Genomic DNA, 18,623 nt, shown 5'->3' with positions numbered 1-18,623 from the left:
TGGTCGCTGTCGCTGTCACCGCTCACTGGTCGCCGGTTTCGATCGGGCGGGACAGGTCGGCCGACCAGGCCGACCAGGAGCCCGGGTAGAGGGAGGTCGTGGGGATGCCGATGTGTTCGAGGGCCAGGAGGTCGTGGCAGGCGGTGACGCCGCTGCCGCAGTAGACGATCACCTCGGTGTCGGGCGGGACACCCAGCACGGTGTAGTGGGCGCGCAGGGCGGACGGCGGGGCGAAGTGGCCGTCGGGGGTGAGGTTGGCGGACCAGGGGGCGTTGCGGGCGCCGGGGATGTGGCCGGAGCGGATGTCGGTGGGCAGGACGGTGGCGCCGGAGTAGCGATCGGGGGCGCGGGCGTCCAGGACGACCGCGGTGCCGTTCGCCGTGGCGGAGGCCACCTCGTCGGCAGAGCGGAATGATTCCTTCGGCCAGTCGACCGGCGTGTGCGGCACCGGGGCGCGGGTGACCTGACCGGTCTCCAGGTCGGCGTCCGGCCAGTCGGCGAGTCCGCCGTCGAGCAGGGCAGCCGCCCGGCCGGTGCGGCGGAGCAGCCACACCAGCCGGGCGGCGTAGGCACCACCGTTGTCGTCGTAGGCGACCACGGTGGTGTCGTCGCCGATGCCGAGGCGTCCCAGCGCGTCCGCGAAGTCGTCGGGGTCCGGGAGCGGATGCCGGCCCCCGGTCTCGGTCGGCGGCGCCGAGAGCACGGTGTCGACGTCGACCCAGAGCGCCCCCGGAAGATGTCCGGCGAGGTAGGCGTCGAGGCCGCTGCGGCCGTCCAGGTACCAGCGGACATCGGCCAGGACGACACCGCCGTCGCCGTCACCGCCGTCGCGCCGGTCGGGGTGCTCGCGGAGCCAGGAGATGTCCACCACGGGAGGGAGCGTGGGTTCAGGGACCGTCATCGGTGGAGCCTTTCGGTCGTTCGGCCGGGGTCGGGTCAGTCCTTGCGGTGGACGTGGTCGGGTACGAGGCGGAGCAGGACGCGTTCGCCCTCGGCCTGACGCACCTGCTCGCTGCCCGTCCATTTGCCGAAGGTGGTGCGGGCGAGGCGGAGTGCGGCGGCGCCGGGTTCGATGGCGACGACGCGGGCCCGGATTTCGATGTAGCGGCGGCTGTTGTCGGAGTCGAGGAGGAGGATGTTGACGCGGGGGTCGGCGACCACGTTGCGGTACTTCTGGCGCGCGGTGTTGGTGCCGACGAGGACATGGTGGTCGTCCGCGTGCGGCCAGACGAGGCTGGTCTGCGGCCGGCCGTCGGGCATCAGCGTGGTGAAGACGCCGAGGGTGCGGGCGGTGGCGAGGGTCCTGATGTCCTCGTCAAGCATCGGCGGCGACCTTCCCGGGCACCTCCGTACGGCCCCACTCCCCCACCTGCGGAAGGACGTCCGACGCGACCAGTTCGGTGGCGGCGCGCACCTCCGCGTACGGGATGCCGCCGACGTCGATGGCGAGCAGATGCAGATCGTGGCCCCAGGCGTCGTGGAGGCGGCCCAGCTTGTCGACGACCTCGGCGGGGCTGCCGCAGAGGGCGGGGCCCTGGTCGCCGATGTAGGTGGCGAAGTCGGGCGGGGCGGCGATGCCGGACGAGCCGGGCTTCTTCACCGTGAGGTAGCTGTTGATGTACGCCTCCCACAGAGTGCGGGCCCGCTGTGAGGTCTCGGCGACGAAGACATGGCTGGCGGCGCCGAGGCGTCCCGGCGGACCGGGTCGGCCCGACTCGTGCCAGAGGGTGCGGTACGTGTCGAAGACGGGGGTGAACACGGAAGGTTCGCGGGCGGTGGTGCCCAGCACCATCGGCAGGCCGTGGTCGACGGCGAGATGGACGGAGTCGAGCCCGGTTCCGCCGCTGATCCAGAACGGCGGCTGTTCCTGGAGCGGCCGGGGCTGAAGCAGTACGTCGTCCAGGGGCGGGCGGAACTCGCCCTGCCAGGTGACGCGTTCCTCGGTCCACAGACGGATCAGCAGTTCGGTGTTCTCGCGCTTACGGGCCGCCTTGCTCGCGGGCGCCTGGTCGAAGACGGCGTACGGCTCGGGGAAGAAGGAACCGCCCACGATCATCTCCAGGCGCCCGCCGGACAGCAGGTCGAGGAGGTGGTAGTCCTCGGCCACGAGCACCGGGTCGCGGTTGGCGACGAGGGTCGTGCCGGTGGCGAGCCGGATGGTGGAGGTGTGTTCGGCGACGGCCGCCAGCACCAGGGCTGGCGAGGGAATGACGTCCCGGTCCCCGAAGTGGTGCTCACCGACGGTGTACCAGGCGAAGCCGAACTCCTCGGCATCGGCCGCCGCGCGCACCACGTCCCGCAGCCGTTCCCGCTGCGTCAGTGTGGTGCCGGTGAGCGGATCGGGCAGCAGACTGCCGAAGGTGATGAGCCCTAGCTCCATGCGCTGTCCTCCATGCGTTCGGGACGTTCGTGTGCGGGACGTTCGTGTGCGGGACGGTCGTGTGCGGGACGGTCGTGTGCGGGACGGTCGTGTGCGGGACGGTCGGTCGGTGCGGCCGGTGTGTCTGCCGTGCGGCTGCCGGGGACGGCCGCGAGGAGTTCCTTCGTGTACGGGTGCCGGGGTGAGCGCAGGATCCGGTCGGTGTCCCCCGACTCCACGACGCGGCCGTCCCGCATCACCGCGATCCGGTCGCTGACCTGCCCGACGACGGCGAGATCGTGGGAGATGAAGAGATAGCTGAGGCCGTGCCGTTCCTGGAGGCCGACGAGGAGTTCGAGGATCCGGGCCTGGACGGTGACGTCGAGGGCGGAGACCGGTTCGTCGCACACGAGGAGTTCGGGGCCGAGCGACAGCGCGCGGGCGATGGCGACGCGCTGCCGCTGCCCGCCGGAGAGTTCGGCCGCCCTGCGCCGCAGGACGTCGGCGGGCAGCGACACGTCGTCGAGGAGGCGGCGCACGGTCGCGGCGCGTTCGACGCGGTCACCGACGCGGAAGTTGCGCAGCGGTTCGGTCAGCAGCTCCTCCACGGTGAAGCGGGGGTTCAGCGACGCGTACGGGTTCTGGTAGACGAGCTGGACGCGTCGGTGCAGGCGGCGTCGGGCGGCGCCGCGGGCCGTGGTGATGTCGTCGCCGTCGAGGCTCACGGTGCCCGAGTCGGGGTGTTCGAGGCCGAGGACCATGCGGGCCGTGGTCGACTTGCCCGAGCCGGACTCGCCGACCAGGCCGAGGGTCTCACCGCGCGCGATGTCGAAGCCGACACCGTCGACGGCGACGCGACGGGGGTGCCGCAGTCCGGGGCCACGGGTCGGGAAGGTCTTCACCAGGTCGCGTACGCGCAACAACGCACGCCCCGGGGCCCGTTCGCGGGACGCCTGCCCCCCGGACCCGACCGACACCCGCACCCCGGCACTCGCCGCCCCGGCCCCCGGCACATCCGCCAACAACCCCCGCGTATACGGATGCTGCGGATCCCCCAGCACCTGCCGCGTAGGACCCGACTCCACCACCCGTGCCTTCGACATCACCACCACGTGCTGTGCCCGGTCCGCGACGACGGCCAGGTCGTGGGTGATGAGGAGGATCGCGGTGCCGGTCGAGGTGACGACGCCCTGGAGGTGGTCGAGGATCTGGCGCTGGACGGTGACGTCGAGGGCGGAGGTCGGTTCGTCGGCGACGAGGAGGCGCGGTCCGGCGGCGGTGGCCATCGCGATGAGGACCCGCTGCCGCATACCACCGGACAGTTCGTGCGGGTACTGGCGGGCGCGGAGCGCCGGGTCCGGCAGCCCCGCGTCGGCGAGCAGTTCGACGGCGCGGGCCGCCGCTCCGCGGCCGGTCGCCGCCAGACCGTGGATCCGCAGCACCTCCGCGACCTGGCGGCCCACCGGTTTCACCGGGTCCAGGGCGACCCCGGGGTCCTGCGGGATCAGCCCGATCCGGCGGCCCCGCACCCGGCGCCACTCCTTCTCGCCGAGCGTGGTCAGCTCCTCGCCGTCGAGCCGGACACCGCCGGCCTCGACCCGTCCCGTGCCGGGCAGCAGACCGACGACGGCGTGTGCGGTGCTGCTCTTGCCGGAGCCGGACTCACCGACGACGGCCGTGATCTGCCCGGCCGCCACCTCCAGGTCGAGCCCGTCGACGGCGACATGGGGACCGGTCGCGGTGCGGTAGACGACCCGCAGACCGCTGACGCTCAGGAGCGGTGAGCTATGGGGCGCCCGGCCGTCCGTCAAGGGATCGGTGGCGCGCCCCAGAGGGCGATCCGTAGGCCGGTTCACCGTGCGCTCCTCTCCGACTCCAGCACCCGTGACAGCCGGTTCGCCGCGAGGACGACCGCCGTCACGGCGAGGCCCGGCAGCGTCGTCAGCCACCACGCCGTGGCGAGATAGGTACGGCCGTCGGCGACGAGGGCGCCCCACTCCGGCGCCGGCGGCGGCTCCCCGTACCCGAGGAAGCTGAGGCCCGCGACGGCGAGGACCACGAGGCCGAAGTCCAGGGCTGCCAGGGCGAGTACGGGCCCGATCGCGGCCGGCAGGATGTAGCGCGGCAGGATCCGCCACCAGCGGGCGCCGCACAGGATCGCCGCTTCGACGTACACGGCGGTGCGGACCCGCAGCACCTCCGCGCGCATCACGCGGGCGAACCCGGCGACGCTGGTGACCCCGACGGCGATGGCGACCTCGGTGGTGCCGAAGCCGAGCGCGGTGACGATGGTCAGCGACAGCAGCACCGGCGGCACCGACATCATCACCTCGACGGCCCGCATGATCACGGCGTCGACCCAGCGGCCGAAGAAACCGGCGACCAGGCCCAGTACGGTTCCGGCGGCCAGTGCGATGACGATCGCGATGACGGTGGCGCGCAGCGACAGGGACGCGCCGTGCACCACCCGCGCGTACACGTCCCGCCCCAACTGGTCGGTCCCGAAGGGATGGTCACCGCTCGGGGCGAGGAACCGGTCGGCGGCGACCCCGGTGAGCGGGTCGCGTCCGGTGAACCATTCGGGGACGAACGCCCAGCCGAGGACGGTGAGCAGGACGAGGACGGAGAGCGTGACGCCCGGTCTGCCGAGGACCACCGCGCGGACGCCGGACCGTACTCCGGACGCGGTCGGGAGGAGGCGGCGGCGCGGGTCGGCGGGGAGCGGAGGTGGTGGCGCCTTGGTCAGGGTTCCGGTCATGACGCCACCAGCCGTCCCGTCGACCGGATCCGCGGATCCAGCACCGGGTACAGCAGGTCGACCGCCAGATTGACCACGGCGAACGCGAGCGCCGCGACCACGACCACGCCCTGTACGACGGGCAGGTCCTGGGTGGAGACGGCGGACTGGGTGATCCGGCCCATCCCGGGCCGCGAGAACACGGTCTCCACGATGACCGCGCCGCCGATGAGGTAGCCCACGAGGAAGCCGACGACGGTCACGGCGGGGATGGCCGCGTTGCGCAGTCCGTGGCCGAGCAGCAGCCGTGCGGGACCGGCGCCGGTGGCCCGTACCGTGTCGGCGTACGGCTCCTGAAGGGTGGTGTGCAGGCTCTTGCCGAGGACCTGCGCGACCAGTGCGGCGCCCGGGATCGCCAGGGTGCACGCGGGCAGGACGAGGCTCGACGCGCCGGAGTCCCCGAGCGACGGGAACAGCCGCCACTGGAACGACAGGAGCTGGATGAGGATCAGGCCGACCCAGAAGGACGGCAGGGACACCGCCAACGACGGTACGGAACGCAGGAGTTGGCGGCCGGTGCGGGAGCGGACCAGGTGGGCAAGGAGGGCGAGGAGGGTGCCGCCGGTGAGGGCGAGGAACAGCGCCGCCGTGCCCACGGCGAGGGTCGGCGGCAGCGCGTCGGCGATCATCGTGGAGACGGGCTGACCGGTCTGGAGGGAGCTGCCGAAGTCGCCGTGGGCGGCGTCGGCGAGCGCCGATCCGTACTGCTGCCACAGGGGGCGGTCGTAGCCGAGTTCCGCCGTGGTCGCCGCGATCTGCTCCGGTGTCAGGGTCTCGAAGCCGCCGCGTCCGCTGAGCATGAGGGCGACGGGGTCGCCGGGCAGCATCCGCAGGGCGGCGAAGGTGAGGGTGAACGCGGCCCACACCACGAACAGCGCGCGCAGGGCGCGTCCCCCCACGTACCAGGCTGTGGTCACGTCGCGTCACCTGAGCCAGGCATCGTGCAGATCGAGCCGTGTGGAGGCGTCCAGGTCGAGTCCGCCGACCGAGTCGGCGACGCCGTGGACGAGGGCGCCCTCGTAGAGCGGGACGGTGTCGGCGTGGTCCAGGATCCAGTCGACCGCCTTGGTGACGGCCTCCTGGCGGTCCTTCTCGTTGGTGGCGGACGCCTGCTGTTCCAGATAGGTGTCGAGGTCGCTGGGCGGGAGGTGCCAGAGGTTGGCGCCCTTGGAGTAGAAGATGTTCCGCAGGACGTCCGGGTCGGCGCGGGTCACGGCGACGGCGGTGATGTCGAAGGCGCCCTTCTGCTGCTGCTCCACATAGGCGGCCGGGGCGACGGCCTTGAGCTGGACGTCGACGCCGATCTCGCGGAGCTGCTGCTGGACGTACTCGTTGACCGGCGGCATGGGCGCGGGGATCAGCCAGTTCAGGGTCAGCCGCTTGCCGTCCTTGACGCGGACGCCGTCCTTGCCGGGCGTCCACCCCGCGCTGTCGAGAAGCTTCCTGGAGCCGTCGGGGTCGTAGCGGAGCCGGTCGCTCTGGTCGGTGTAGAGCGGCGTGGTGGACGACAGGACGCCGGTCGCCGGCTTGTAGAGGGGGCTGAACACGGTGTCGACGAGTTGCTTGCGGTCGATGCCCTGGAGCAGGGCCTGCCGGACCTTCTGGTCGGCGAGGATCCCGGAGTGGTTGAGGGACAGCGGCGGTACGAGGCCGGGCGCGGGTTTCGACAGGAGCCGGAATCCGTTGCCGTCGAACTGGCTCTGGTCGGTGGGCTGGACGCTCTTGGCGACCTGGATCTGCCCGGAGCTGAGCGCCCCGGTCCGTGCGCCCGCCTCGGGGATGAACACGAACTTCACGGAGTCGAGACGGGCGGCGCCCTTGCCGGATGCGAGGGACGACGGCCAGCGGTAGTCCTTCCGCTTCTTCAGGACGACTTCCTGGTTCGCGGTGTAGTGGTCCAGGACGAACGGGCCCGATCCGATGAACTCTCCCCGGCAGCGGTCGGCGGCCGGTCTGTCGAAGGTGGCGGGCGACAGGATGCCCAGGCCGATGCCCGAAGTGGCCTGGAGGAACTGGGCGTTGGGCGCGGAGAACTTCACCGTGAGTTCGGTGGGGCTGGTGACCGTGGTGCCGGTGTAGCCGCGGAGATAGGCGGGCGCTCCGTTGGCGGGCTGCTTGATCAGGTTGTCGAAGGTCAGCTTCACCGAGCGGGAGTCGACGGGCTTGCCGTCGCTGAAGGTGACGCCGTCGCGCAGGGTGAAGGTGAAGGAGCGGCCGTCGGTGCTCGCCTTGAAGGACTTGGCGAGCCACGGCACGATCCGGCCGGTCTTCGGGTCCTGGTCGGTGAGGGTGTCGACCATGGACCGGGTGATGTCGACGGCCGAGAGCTGGCCGGTCTGCTGCGGGTCCAGGCAGGTCGGGTCCGCCTCCGCGCCGACCACCAGCGCGCCGCCGTCCCGCGGCGTGCCCGCGCCCGCGCCGCCCGAGGGCGAACCGGAGCCGCCGGAACAGGCGGCGACGGGCAGCGCCACCACGAGCGCGGCGAGCGCGAGCCGCAGCCGGGCGCGGCGCGGGTGACGGCCGCTCGGGCAGAGGTGGCTCGGGCAGGGGCCCGGGTGGGGGTGGTGCGGGTGGCGGTGGAGGACTCCGACTCTGCTGCTGGACATCCAGGGCCCTTTCTCGGTTTCGCTGTTTTTCTGCCGGAGAGGCGCGTGGCGGCGCCGCTCCGTGGTGCGGTTGAACGACGGGGCGGGGTGCGGTGAATCCACCCCTCGGGGTACGGCGGATCCACCCCCCGGGTACGGCGGATCCGCCCCCGGGGAACGTCACATCCGTGTTCCTTCGGCCGGGTCAGCCCTTGGCGACCGCCTCCCGGACGGCGGGCACGATCTCCTCGGCCCAGCGGGCGAGTCCGACGGCCCCCGACGGGTCGCCGGACGCGAAGTACACGAACCCGGAAGCGCCGTGATCCAGCACGGCCGAGGTCAGCTCCTCGATCCACTGCGCGACCGAGCCGCCGGTCCAACGGCCCGACGGGTCACGGGGGTTGGTGACGGGTGCGTCGGTGATGCGGGCGGGCAGGTTGAAGACGGTCGCGATCGTGGCGGGGTCCCGGCCCACGGAAGCGGCGGCCTCGTCCACGAGCGGCCGGGACTCGCGGAAGCGGGCGCTGTGCCAGTCGGCGGCGTTGCCGGGTATCCAGCCGTCGGCCAGCCGTCCCGTGACGGCGAGCGACTTGGGTCCGACGGAGCCCGTCCACACGAGGGGCGCCGGAACCGGCGCCGGGTCCACGGCGGTCACCTGCGAGAACTCTCCCTCGAAGGTGACCGGACCGCCGCCGCCCGCCAGCGCCCTGACCAGCCCGATGGCCTCGTCCAGGGCGCGGACGGCGGCGGCCGGGTCGAGACGGGGGATGCCGAGGCGGACGATGTCGTCCCAGTAGCCGCCGGCGCCGAGCCCGAGGACGACCCGGCCGCCGGACAGCGCGGACAGGGTGGTCAGGGTGCGGGCGAGCAGCGGTACGGGGCGGGTCGGCAGGTTGGTGACGGTGACGAGGCCCGTGATGTCCCTGGTCCTGCCGAGGAGCAGCCCGAGCGCCGCGTACGCCTCCAGGCGGCTGCCGTAGTACGGGTGGTCGGAGACCGTGAAGAAGTCGAGCCCCGCGCGGTCGGCGTGCTCGACACCGCTCAGGATCCCGGGCACGTCACCGACGCCCACGCCCGGGGCGAATCCGAACCACAGCTTGCGATCGGGCTGTTCCGGCATGGCTGCCGCCCACCTCTTTCCGTGTCGTGCCGTTGACTGATCTGTGGAACCACCCGCTGCCGGCGCCCTCGGGTCAGGCGCGGACCGCTTCGACGACGCCGCAGTGGCCGCCGGGGACGATCCGGGAGAGCTTGAGCCCGGACCGGCCGAGCAGGGTGTCGAACTCCGCGGCGGTGCGCTGCCTGCCGCCGGCGACGACCAGCATGTCCAGGTCCATCAGGGAGACCGTGGGGGTCGGCCGGGGCCGGTCGGGGAGCACGGCCTCGACCAGCAGGACCCGGCCGCCGTCGGCCAGCGCGTCCCGGCAGTTGCCGAGGATGCGCCGGGACAGGTCGTCGTCCCAGTCGTGGATGATGTTGGACAGGACATAGGCGTCGCCGCCCTCGGGGACCGAGGCGAAGAAGTCGCCGCCGACGAGATCGACCCGGTCGGCGACCCCGGCGGCCCGCAGGGGTTCACCGGCGCTCGCGATGACCTCGGGACGGTCGTAGAGGACGCCCCGGGTGGCGGGGTTCGCCGCGAGGACGGCGGCGAGGAGCGCGCCCCGGCCGCCGCCGACGTCCACGACGGTGCTGAACGCGCCGAAGTCGTAGGCCGCGACGACCGGCGAGATGATCTGGCGTGACGCCTCGGTCATCGCCTTGTCGAACACGGTGAGGACGTCGGGGTGGTCGCCCATGTAGTCCCAGACGGGGGTGCCCAGCACATCGGCGAAGGCGGTCCGGCCGGTGCGTACGGCATCGGCGAGGCCGGCCCAGGCGTGGCGCTCGGCGGGCAGGCCGGTCCAGATCGCGAAGTGCCGCAGAGAGGTGGGGCTGTCGTCGCGCAGGGCCTCGCCCAACTCGGTGAGGGAGAAGACCTGTTCGTCGCGCTCGTCGAACAGGCCGATGTCGGCGCAGGCGCGCAGCAGGCGGTAGACGCTGGGGGCGTGGGTTCCGGTGGCGGCGGCGATGTCGGCCACGGGTCGCGGTCCGGCGGCGAGTGCGTCGGCGAGCCCGAGTTCGGCGGCGGCGCTCACCGCCTGCGCGAGCCATCCGGCGGTGACGAGCTGGAGCAGCCTTACGGAGGCGGGGAGTTCGGCGGGGCCTGCGGGGGCAATGCCGGGCGTGGTGCCGGACGACCGGGTGTCTGACGGCATGAAGGAACGTCCTCCTCTGTACCGGATGGGGCGGACCGGGACGCACCGACGGGCCCGTATGAAGCCTCTTCGCTGGCGGTGGCCGGTTCAAGGCGCCCCTGTGTCAGGTTTTGGTGAAGTCGCGTCAGGACTTCGCAGGTGCGGCGGGTCCATGGCCCTGGGGTCCCTGCCCCGCGTGCCAGACCAGGTCGAACACGAATCTGCTGATCCGCCACCCCTCGGGGGTCCGCACGGCGTCGGCGTCGTAGTGCCCGCCGATGTCGAAGTGCTCACCGGGTTCGGCCGCCCGGCGCACATGGACGGCCGTGAGATGGGCCCGGATCCGGGCATGGTCGCCGTCGACGGTGACGGTGAGCGCGGAGGCGGTGTGGTGGGTGCGTGCGAAGGTCTTCCGGGCCATCTCCTGGAACTCGGCGAGCCCTGACGTGCCCTTGAACTCGCCCATGGGGAAGGTGAGATGGGCGTCGTCCGTGAAGACGTCGCCGAACCAGTCGTCGCGGTGCCGGTCGCGGTCGAGGTGGGTGAGGTAGCGGTCGCAGAGCGCGGCGATGTCGGACCGGTCGGTCAGGGCGCGGACCTGGTCCTGTAGGGCGGCGAGAGCGGCCAGGGTTTCGGGTGTGGTCATGGGTGGTCCCTTCGGGACGGGTCGGGGATGGGTGCGGCGAGTGGTTGGTGTTGCGGGCGCCCCCGCGACCGGCCCCCGCACCATCCGAGCGAGCGCTGGACCGGCCTCCCGCGCGGCCTCCGGCCCGTACGCCTCCTCGATCCGGCGGACCAGGTCCCCGGCGGTGAGGGCATACTCCTGCGGTCCCACCGACTCCAGGACGACCGTGGCGAGGGCGCAGCCCAGCCGGGCGGCGCGGGCCTGCGGCCAGCCGCGGAGCGTGCCGGCGAGAAACCCCGCGCGGAAGGCGTCGCCGACACCCGTGGGCTCGGTGGCCGCCCGCGCGGGCACGGCCGCGAGCCGGGACGGCCCCTGGGCGGCGCGTGCGAGGGTGACGCCTCCGGCGCCCCGGGTGACGATCCAGGTGCCGGTGCGGGCGAGGATGCCGTTCTCGGTCCAGCCGGTGCGTTCGGTGAGGAGGGCGGCCTCGTACTCGTTGGTGAACAGCAGCCGGGCGCCGTCGATCAGGCGCCGGGCCGCCGCGCGGTCGAGGCGGGCGAGTTGCTGGGAGGGGTCGGCGGCGAAGGGGATACCGAGACTCCGGCACTCCTCGGTGTGCCGCAGCATCGCCTCGGGATCGTCGGGACCGACGACGGCGAGCGCGAACGGGCCCGAGCGGGCGGCGACTCGCGCGATGCCGATGCGCCGGGCCTCGGTCATCGCACCGGCGTAGAAGGTGGCGATCTGGTTCTGGTCGGCGTCCGTGGTGCAGACGAAGCGGGCCGTGTGCAGGGTGTCGCTGACATGGACGGCCGAGACGTCCACACCCTCCGCGCCCAGCCACTCCCCGTACGCGGCGAAATCCGCCCCGGCCGCGCCCGCGACGACGGGCGACAGACCCAGGCGGGCCAGCCCGAGCGCGATGTTCGCGGCGACTCCCCCGCGCCGTATCTCCAGCGAGTCGGCGAGGAAGGACAGCGAGACCCGGTCGAGCCGGTCGGCGATCATCTGCTCGGCGAACCGGCCGGGGTACACCATCAGATGGTCGGTGGCGACGGACCCGGTGACGAGGACACGGCCGGGGACCCGGTCGGTCGCCTCGGACGCGTTCACCCCCCGGCCGCCGTCCGCAGCGCGTCCACCCGGTCCGTCTTCTCCCAGGTGAAGTCGGGCAGTTCACGGCCGAAGTGCCCGTACGCGGCGGTCTGCGCGTAGATCGGGCGGAGCAGGTCGAGGTCGCGGATGATCGCGGCGGGCCGGAGGTCGAACACCTCGGTGACGGCGTGCTGGAGAGTGTCGGCGGGCACAGTGCCGGTGCCGAAGGTCTCGATGAACAGCCCGACGGGCTCCGCCCTGCCGATCGCGTACGCCACCTGCACCTCGCAGCGGGACGCGAGCCCGGCGGCCACGACGTTCTTCGCGACCCAGCGCATCGCGTACGCGGCGGAGCGGTCCACCTTGGACGGGTCCTTGCCGGAGAAGGCGCCGCCGCCGTGCCGCGCGTAGCCGCCGTACGTGTCGATGATGATCTTCCGCCCGGTGAGGCCAGCGTCGCCCATCGGGCCACCGATCTCGAAGCGTCCGGTCGGGTTGACGAGGAGGCGGTGGCCCTCGGTCTCCAGCTTGATGCCCTCGTCCACGAGCGCCGCCAACTCGGGCTCCACCACCAGGGCGCGGATGTCGGGGGCGAGCAGGGATTCCAGGTCGACGTCCGCCGCGTGCTGCGTGGACACCACGACCGTGTCGAGGCGTACGGCCCGGTCGCCGTCGTACTCGATGGTGACCTGCGTCTTGCCGTCGGGCCGCAGATACGGGACGCGGCCCTCCTTGCGTACGGCGGTCAGACGGCGGGACAGGCGGTGGGCGAGTTGGATGGGCAGGGGCATCAGCTCGGGCGTGTCGTCGCAGGCGTAGCCGAACATCAGGCCCTGGTCGCCCGCGCCTCCGGTGTCGACGCCCTGGGCGATGTCCGGGGACTGGGCGCCGATCGACACGGAGACACCGCAGGTCGCGCCGTCGAAGCCCTTCTTCGACGAGTCGTAGCCGATCTCCAGGATCTTCTCGCGCACCAGCTGTGCGATCGGCGCGTACGCCGTGGTCGAGACCTCGCCGGCCACATGCACCTGGCCGGTGGTGATCAGGGTCTCCACGGCGACGCGTGCCCTCGGGTCGTCGCGCAGCAGCGCGTCGAGGACGGTGTCGCTGATCTGGTCGGCGATCTTGTCGGGGTGGCCCTCGGTCACGGACTCCGAGGTGAACAGGCGTAGGGCCATCACGCTTCCTTCGTCAGGGGCGGGCCGAACCAGCGGCGCAGCGCCTCGCGCGGATCGGCGCCCGGATCGGCGGCCACGGGGGTGGGGGCGCCATGGGTACCGGAGGCCGCCGCCCATGCCACATGGCCGTCGGGGCGCACGAGCAGGGCGGTCGTTCCGGTGAGCGGGTCGATGCCGTCGACCGGTTTCGGCACGGCCGTCGTCACCGTCACCCGGTCGCGCCAGGGCGCCGCGGCGGCCCGCAGCGCGGGGTCGTCGGCGAGATCGAGGAGGACACCGCGCGCGGGGTGCAGCAGTTCGGTGGTGCTGGTCCCGCCCCCGGCGTCGACCAGGTGGCGGTGCGGGAGGCGGCGGCCGAGGAGCGGATGCGTGCCGTCGCCGACGTCGTAACGGACGTCGAGGCCGCTCACCACGCCCGCGAGGTGCCGTTTCACGTCGTCGTACGCGAGGAGTTCGGCGAACAGCGCGCGCAGCGGGTCCGCTTCGGCGCCGCCGAGGAACACGCTGCCCTGGGCGCGGGTGTTCATCAGCAGCCGCGCGCCCGCCGGATGGCGTTCGTCGTGGTACGTGTCGAGCAGACCGCCGGGAGCGGTGCCCCGGACGACAGCGGCCAGCTTCCAGCCCAGGTTGGCCGCGTCCTGCACACCCGTGCTGAGGCCCTGTCCCCCGGCCGGCAGATGGACGTGCGCGGCGTCGCCCGCGAGCAGGACCCGGCCGCTGCGGTACGCGGACGCCTGGCGGGTCGTGTCCGTGAACGAACTCACCCAGGCGGCACCGCCGTGGTGGATGTCCTCACCCGTGAGGTCCTGCCAGGCGTCGGCGACCTGGGCGAAGGTGACGGGCCCGTCGCCGTCGCCGGGTGGCGGGGTGCCGTCCGGGCAGACGATGACACGGTCGACGCCGTCGCCGAGCGGGGCCGCCATCACCATGCCGCGCGCGAGCCGTTCACCGAGGAGCCGGGGCCGCAGGTCGCAGCCGACGACATCGGCGAGGAACATCAGCCGGGTCGCCGGAGTGCCGGGGAAGCCGATTCCGGCGGCGGTCCGCACGGCGCTGTGGCCGCCGTCGCAGCCCACGAGGTAGGAGGCGCGGATACGGCGGTGTCCGTCGGGGGTACGTACGGTGATCTCGACACCGTGACCGCCGGTGCCGTCGCCTCCGTACCCCCCTCCCGAATCCTCCGAGCCCCCCAACTCCCCGACTTCTTCGAACCCTTCGAACTCCCACCCCCTGCGGATGTCGGCGCCCACCGCGGACGCCCACTCCTCCAGGACGGCCTCGGTCTGCGACTGCGGGATGCCCCGGGCCCCGAAGTGGGCACCTTCCAGCACCGTGTAGTCGAACCGCACCCCGCCGAAGTGCCCGACGGGGCTGATCTCCAGGGTCTCGCCCTGGCCGAACCGGGGCAGCAGTCCGCGCTGGTCGAAGATCTCCATCGCGCGCGCCGTGAAGCCCAGCCCCCGGGACTGTCCGGTGGGCCGTGCCAGGCGTTCAAGGACGATGACGCGGGCACCGCCGAGACGGAGTTCCCCGGCGAGCAGCAGCCCGGTGGGCCCGGCGCCGACCACGACGACATCGGTGATCGCGGTCCCGGCCTCAGGAGTCACTGGCATGGGTCCTCCCTGGTCAGCTTGCCGCGGAACGTGAGTGGACGACGCTGTACGTGTTCGCCTGCCGGCGTGTCACCAGGGCACGGGCCCGCGCCCGGCCGTCCCGGACGTCGGTCGGCCGCTGCTCCTCGGGGAGCGTGTGGAAGGCGTCGTACAACTCCTTGCTGTCCCACTGGGCGTAGTTGACGACGAAGGTGCCGTCGAGTCCGCGCAGATAGGTGTGCGAGCGATAGCCCGGAACGCCCTTGATCCACTCGTCGGGCTTGGCGAGGGTGTCGAGGAGTTCCTTCTGCTGGTCCGGGGCGGTGTCGAGGACGATCAGAACGGTGTAGTCGTCCCGCTTGGGCGAGATCTCGACGGCTCCGTCGAGCGCGGGATGGTGCTGGGTGAAGGCGACCTCGGTCTTGAGGAGCCGTACGGTACGGGCGAGCCGGTGGAACTCCGGCACCGTCCTGGTGCGGAACTTCTGCCCCGCGTACCGGGCTTCCAGATCCTCCACGCTGCGCCACTGGATGTAGTTCGCGGTGCCGGGTGCGTCGATGCCCGAGTGGAGCGTCGACGAGACCCAGCCCGGGTAGTTCGCGTGGTCGATGATGTCGCGCATCGCGACGAGCACGTCGTCCTGGAGGGCGGTGGTGTCGGTCTCGAAGAGGTTGAACACGGTCAGGTAGCCGTCGTCCGGCGAGATGAGGGGCATGGGTACGGGGTTCCTTCCTGCGGGCGGTCGGTGTCCGGGAGATGGAGATGTGGACCGGGGGGTGTGTCAGCCGGGGGGTGGGTCAGGACGAGGGCGAGGGGCCGAACCACCGTTCCAGCGCGGGGCGGAGGCCCGGCACACCGCCGCCGCGCGCCGGGCCGATCCACACGACATGGCCGTCCGGGCGGACGAGCAGCGAGCCGGTCCCGGGCGGGGTGGTCGGCGGGGTCGGGCGGAGGGCCGTCAGCGCCGTGATCCGGTCGTCCCGGCCGCCGGTGTCCGGGGCCGGGGCGGCGTCGAAGGAGATGAGCAGCCCGCGCCCCGGGCGCAGCGACTCCGTTGTGGTGACGTGCCCTTGAGCGGTGTGCAGCGCGAGGTCGGGGAGGCGTGCGCCGAGCCAGGGGTGGGGCGGCCCTCCGACGTCGTACCGGATGTCGAGTCCGCTGATGACGCCCGCGAGGTGCGCGCGGACCGGTTCGTGGGCCATGAGTTCCGTCAACAGGGCCCGCAGGGGCTCCACTTCGGGGCCGCCGAGGAGGAGGCGCGCCTGGGCCGCGATACCGGTGAGGACCCGGTGTCCGACGGTGTGGCGCTCCGCGTGGTAGGTGTCGAGGAGGCCGGGGTGGGCCAGGCCCCGGACGTGGAGGGCGAGTTTCCAGCCGAGGTTGACGGCGTCCTGGAGTCCGAGGTTGAGCGCCTGGCCGCCGATGGGCATCTGACGGTGGGCCGCGTCGCCCGCGAACAGGATCCGGCCGTGGCGGTAGCGGGTGAGCTGGCGGTGCGCGTCGCCGAAGGCGTTGACCCACAGGGGGGTTCCGGTGCTGATGTCCTCACCGGTGACGCGCTTCCAGACCTCGGCGACCTCCGTGAAGTCGGGCGCCCGGTCCAGGTCCGCGCCACCGCCGAACGCGTGCACCATCACCCGCGTCACCCCGTCGTCGCGGCGCGCGGCGATCGCGAGGCCGTCGGGCAGTCGCTCGAAGCGGCGGTTCGGGACGGTGATCCCGTCGACGTCGGCCCGCAGGAGGGCGCGGCGGGCGTCGTGCCCGGGGAAGTCGGCGCCGACGAGCCTGCGTACGGTGCTGTGCTCGCCGTCGCAGCCGACGAGAAACCGCCCCCGTACACGTAACCCCCCGTCAGGGCCGTCGACTTCGGCCTCGACGTACTCCCCGTCGGCGCCCTCCCCCGCCGCCCGCACCCCCCGCACCGCACACCCCCGCCGCACCTCCGCCCCCAGCGACCGCGCCCAGTCCTCAAGCAGCCGCTCGGTCCGGAACTGCGGGACCTTCCACTGGCCGGGGTACGCGCTCGGCAGCGTGAGGTCGAGCGGTATCCCGGCGAAGTGGCCGCGCGGCTCCCTGGGCGGGGTGCCGAGCGGGGTCAGAAGTCCCCGGCCGTCGAGGATCTCCATGGTGCGGGCGTGCAGCGTGGAGGCCCGGGACTCCGTGGTGGGCGCGGTCCGCTGTTCCAGTACGACGACATCGGCGCCGCCGAGCCGCAGCTCACCCGCGAGCATGAGCCCCACGGGCCCGGCGCCGACCACGATGACCTGGGTGGTGACCAGGCGGTCCTGAGCCACCGTCACCGCTTCTGTTCGGCGTAGCTCTTGGCGTGGGCGAGGGTGGCGCCGCTGTTGGCGCTGAGCGCGCCGTGGACGTAGGCGCGGGCGTCGGCGACGGTGGCGTCCGGGCCGAGGATCCGCGCGATGTTGGCGGTGTTGAGGGTGACCGTGTGCTGCGAGGTCGCGCGCGTCCCGTCGGGCCCCTCGTCGAAGGTCCACACACCGGTGTGCAGGGTCATCAGCGCGGGGAGCGTGACCTGCTTGTACGCGATCCGGTGCGGGGTGAAGGTGACGCGGTACGACTTGGTGGTGTGTGTCGAGCCGTCCTTGGCGCGGGTGTCCATCTCCAGGGTCTGGAGGCCGGGGGTGTCCTCGGTGAGGCGTACGGACGCCACGTGCGGCAGGCGTTCGGACCAGAGGTTCGCCTCGTTGACGAAGTCGAACAGGTCCTTCGCCGCGCCGTCGACGGTCACGGCGTCCTCGAACGAGAACGTCAACTCCTCCTCGGCGTGGGCGCGTTCCAGGTTCTCCTTCAGCGCCGCGAGTTCGGACCTGCTGTTGCGGTCCACCGCCTCGTCGATCCAGGCGAGGCCCGCCGGGTCGTCGCCGACGGCCCGGTAGTCGTGCAGCAGCCGGACGCGGGACTCCGTGGCGGAGACGGGCTCGATGATCCAGGTGCCGCCCATCGCGGCGACCGGGGGTGTGGTGACCTCCTGCCGGAACCTGATGCGCAGCGCCTGGGGGTCGAGGGTGCGGCGCGAGGTCCAGTTCTTCGCCTCGCCGCCGGCGGTCGCCCAGATGCGGATGCGTTCCTCGGCGACCGGGCGCCCGGTGGTCCCAGGGGTGTCGCTGCCGCCGGTTCCGGAAGCGGGCACGTACTCGACCTGGTCCACATGGATGGTGGGCGGAAAGATACGCGGCCAGTTCACCACCTCCGCCAGCAGCCGGTACACGGCCGTGGCGGGTGCCTCGACGGTGATCTCGTGCTCGACCTCACGGGTCGTCATGACCACTCCTCCTCGGGATGCGGTGCTTGCTCGTTGCTGGTCAGAAGTTGCCGAGGCCGCCGCAGACATTGAGGGCCTGGGCCGTGATCGACGCCGCCGTGTCGGAGGCGAGATAGCCGACGAGCCCGGCGACCTCGTCGGGCGTCGAGTACCGGCCGAGCGGGATCTTGGCCTGGAACTTCGCGAGGATCGCCTCCTCGGTGGTGTCGTAGGCGGCGGCGTACCCCTGCCGTACGCGCTGCGCCATCGGTGTCTCGACATAGCCGGGGCAGACGGCGTTGACGGTGATGCCGGTGGGCGCCAGTTCGTTGCCGAGCGCCTTGGTGAAGCCGACAACGCCGTGTTTCGAGGCGGAGTAGGGGGCGCCCAGGACGACGCCCTGCTTCCCGGCCGTGGAGGCGATGTTGATGATCCGGCCGCGGTCCTTGTGCCGCATGCCGCCCGCGTTCAGGACCTCTCTGGTCAGCCGGAACACGCTGGTCAGGTTGGTGTCGATGACGTCGTCCCACAGCTCGTCGGCGAGGTCGGCGGTGACTCCGCCGCCGGAGCGCCCGGCGTTGTTGACGAGGACGTCGACGGTGCCGAAGCGGTCGACGGCCGCCGCGACGAACGCGGTCACCGCCGCCGCGTCCCGTACGTCGACGACCGTGCCGTCCACGTCGAGCCCTTCCGCGCCGAGTTCCTTGACGGTCGCGGTGACCTGGTCGGCGCTGCGGGCGCCGAGGAACACGCGGTGCCCCTGCGTGGCGAGCAGCCGGGCGACCGCGAGGCCGATTCCGCTGGTGGCGCCGGTGACGAGGGCGACGCGCCCGCCGCCCGTGGTGGTGACGGTGCCCGGTTCGGTGTGCTGCTGTGTCATGGCGGTCAACTCC

General features: G+C 72.5%; 16 protein-coding genes and 1 pseudogene. All 17 read right to left on the bottom strand.

The features are described from left to right. Positions 1-22: 22 nt before the first annotated feature. The 17 genes and pseudogenes from ACIQNU_RS09745 to fabG all read right to left on the bottom strand — a co-directional run bounded on the left by ACIQNU_RS09745 (position 23) and on the right by fabG (position 18,610). Positions 23-901: a sulfurtransferase gene (locus tag ACIQNU_RS09745; protein ID WP_401363414.1), complete on the bottom strand. Its 879-nt coding sequence runs from the start codon at positions 899-901 to the stop codon at positions 23-25. Between the two features lie 35 nt (positions 902-936). Continuing rightward, entirely contained in the window at positions 937-1,323 is a 387-nt protein-coding gene (locus tag ACIQNU_RS09740; RefSeq protein ID WP_401363412.1) for a TIGR03618 family F420-dependent PPOX class oxidoreductase, read from the bottom strand. Next, positions 1,316-2,380 (bottom strand): LLM class flavin-dependent oxidoreductase, encoded by a 1,065-nt coding sequence (locus ACIQNU_RS09735; protein WP_401363409.1) that lies wholly within the window; start codon positions 2,378-2,380, stop codon positions 1,316-1,318. The genes ACIQNU_RS09740 and ACIQNU_RS09735 overlap by 8 nt, the downstream gene beginning before the upstream one ends. Beyond that, complete coding sequence (locus tag ACIQNU_RS09730) at positions 2,371-4,215, bottom strand: dipeptide ABC transporter ATP-binding protein (protein WP_401363406.1); 1,845 nt, start codon at positions 4,213-4,215, stop codon at positions 2,371-2,373. The genes ACIQNU_RS09735 and ACIQNU_RS09730 overlap by 10 nt, the downstream gene beginning before the upstream one ends. Further along, positions 4,212-5,117 (bottom strand): ABC transporter permease, encoded by a 906-nt coding sequence (locus tag ACIQNU_RS09725; RefSeq protein ID WP_401363403.1) that lies wholly within the window; start codon positions 5,115-5,117, stop codon positions 4,212-4,214. Before ACIQNU_RS09725 ends, ACIQNU_RS09730 begins: the two co-directional genes overlap by 4 nt. After that, positions 5,114-6,073: an ABC transporter permease gene (locus ACIQNU_RS09720; protein WP_401363401.1), complete on the bottom strand. Its 960-nt coding sequence runs from the start codon at positions 6,071-6,073 to the stop codon at positions 5,114-5,116. Before ACIQNU_RS09720 ends, ACIQNU_RS09725 begins: the two co-directional genes overlap by 4 nt. A 6-nt stretch (positions 6,074-6,079) precedes the next feature. Beyond that, the gene (locus ACIQNU_RS09715; RefSeq protein WP_401363398.1) at positions 6,080-7,762 is read right to left on the bottom strand and encodes an ABC transporter substrate-binding protein; all 1,683 of its coding nucleotides are present in this window, start codon (positions 7,760-7,762) and stop codon (positions 6,080-6,082) included. Between the two features lie 184 nt (positions 7,763-7,946). After that, a complete protein-coding gene (locus ACIQNU_RS09710; RefSeq protein ID WP_401363395.1) occupies positions 7,947-8,861 on the bottom strand; it encodes an LLM class flavin-dependent oxidoreductase in 915 nt (304 codons plus the stop codon). Between the two features lie 73 nt (positions 8,862-8,934). Then, positions 8,935-9,999 carry a methyltransferase gene (locus ACIQNU_RS09705; protein ID WP_401363392.1) on the bottom strand — a complete coding sequence of 355 codons (1,065 nt, stop codon included), beginning with the start codon at positions 9,997-9,999 and terminating at the stop codon, positions 8,935-8,937. 124 nt (positions 10,000-10,123) lie between these two features. Beyond that, positions 10,124-10,624: a nuclear transport factor 2 family protein gene (locus tag ACIQNU_RS09700; RefSeq protein ID WP_401364234.1), complete on the bottom strand. Its 501-nt coding sequence runs from the start codon at positions 10,622-10,624 to the stop codon at positions 10,124-10,126. Between the two features lie 87 nt (positions 10,625-10,711). Beyond that, a pseudogene (locus ACIQNU_RS09695) lies at positions 10,712-11,716 on the bottom strand (carbohydrate kinase family protein); the annotation flags it as partial. Next, a complete protein-coding gene (gene metK / locus ACIQNU_RS09690; protein ID WP_401363389.1) occupies positions 11,713-12,876 on the bottom strand; it encodes a methionine adenosyltransferase in 1,164 nt (387 codons plus the stop codon). The pseudogene ACIQNU_RS09695 and the gene metK, both read right to left, overlap by 4 nt. Next, positions 12,876-14,489, bottom strand: coding sequence for an FAD-dependent monooxygenase (locus ACIQNU_RS09685; RefSeq protein ID WP_401363386.1), 1,614 nt, complete (start codon positions 14,487-14,489; stop codon positions 12,876-12,878). The genes metK and ACIQNU_RS09685 overlap by 1 nt, the downstream gene beginning before the upstream one ends. A gap of 13 nt (positions 14,490-14,502) precedes the next feature. Further along, positions 14,503-15,183 (bottom strand): antibiotic biosynthesis monooxygenase family protein, encoded by a 681-nt coding sequence (locus ACIQNU_RS09680; RefSeq protein WP_401363383.1) that lies wholly within the window; start codon positions 15,181-15,183, stop codon positions 14,503-14,505. 82 nt (positions 15,184-15,265) lie between these two features. Then, on the bottom strand, positions 15,266-16,762 hold the full coding sequence (locus ACIQNU_RS09675; RefSeq protein ID WP_401363380.1) for an FAD-dependent monooxygenase: 1,497 nt from the start codon (positions 16,760-16,762) through the stop codon (positions 15,266-15,268). A 2-nt stretch (positions 16,763-16,764) separates the two neighbouring features. Further along, positions 16,765-17,751, bottom strand: a complete 987-nt coding sequence (locus ACIQNU_RS09670; RefSeq protein WP_401363377.1) for an aromatase/cyclase — start codon at positions 17,749-17,751, stop codon at positions 16,765-16,767. Between the two features lie 40 nt (positions 17,752-17,791). Then, positions 17,792-18,610 carry a 3-oxoacyl-ACP reductase FabG gene (gene fabG, locus ACIQNU_RS09665; protein WP_401363374.1) on the bottom strand — a complete coding sequence of 273 codons (819 nt, stop codon included), beginning with the start codon at positions 18,608-18,610 and terminating at the stop codon, positions 17,792-17,794. Positions 18,611-18,623: the final 13 nt, after the last annotated feature.

The sequence above is a fragment of the Streptomyces sp. NPDC091292 genome, from assembly GCF_044757265.1.
GTDB lineage: Bacteria > Actinomycetota > Actinomycetes > Streptomycetales > Streptomycetaceae > Streptomyces.
Note: the sequence above shows the minus strand (reverse complement) of the source record. Positions and strands in the feature narration are given on the sequence as shown.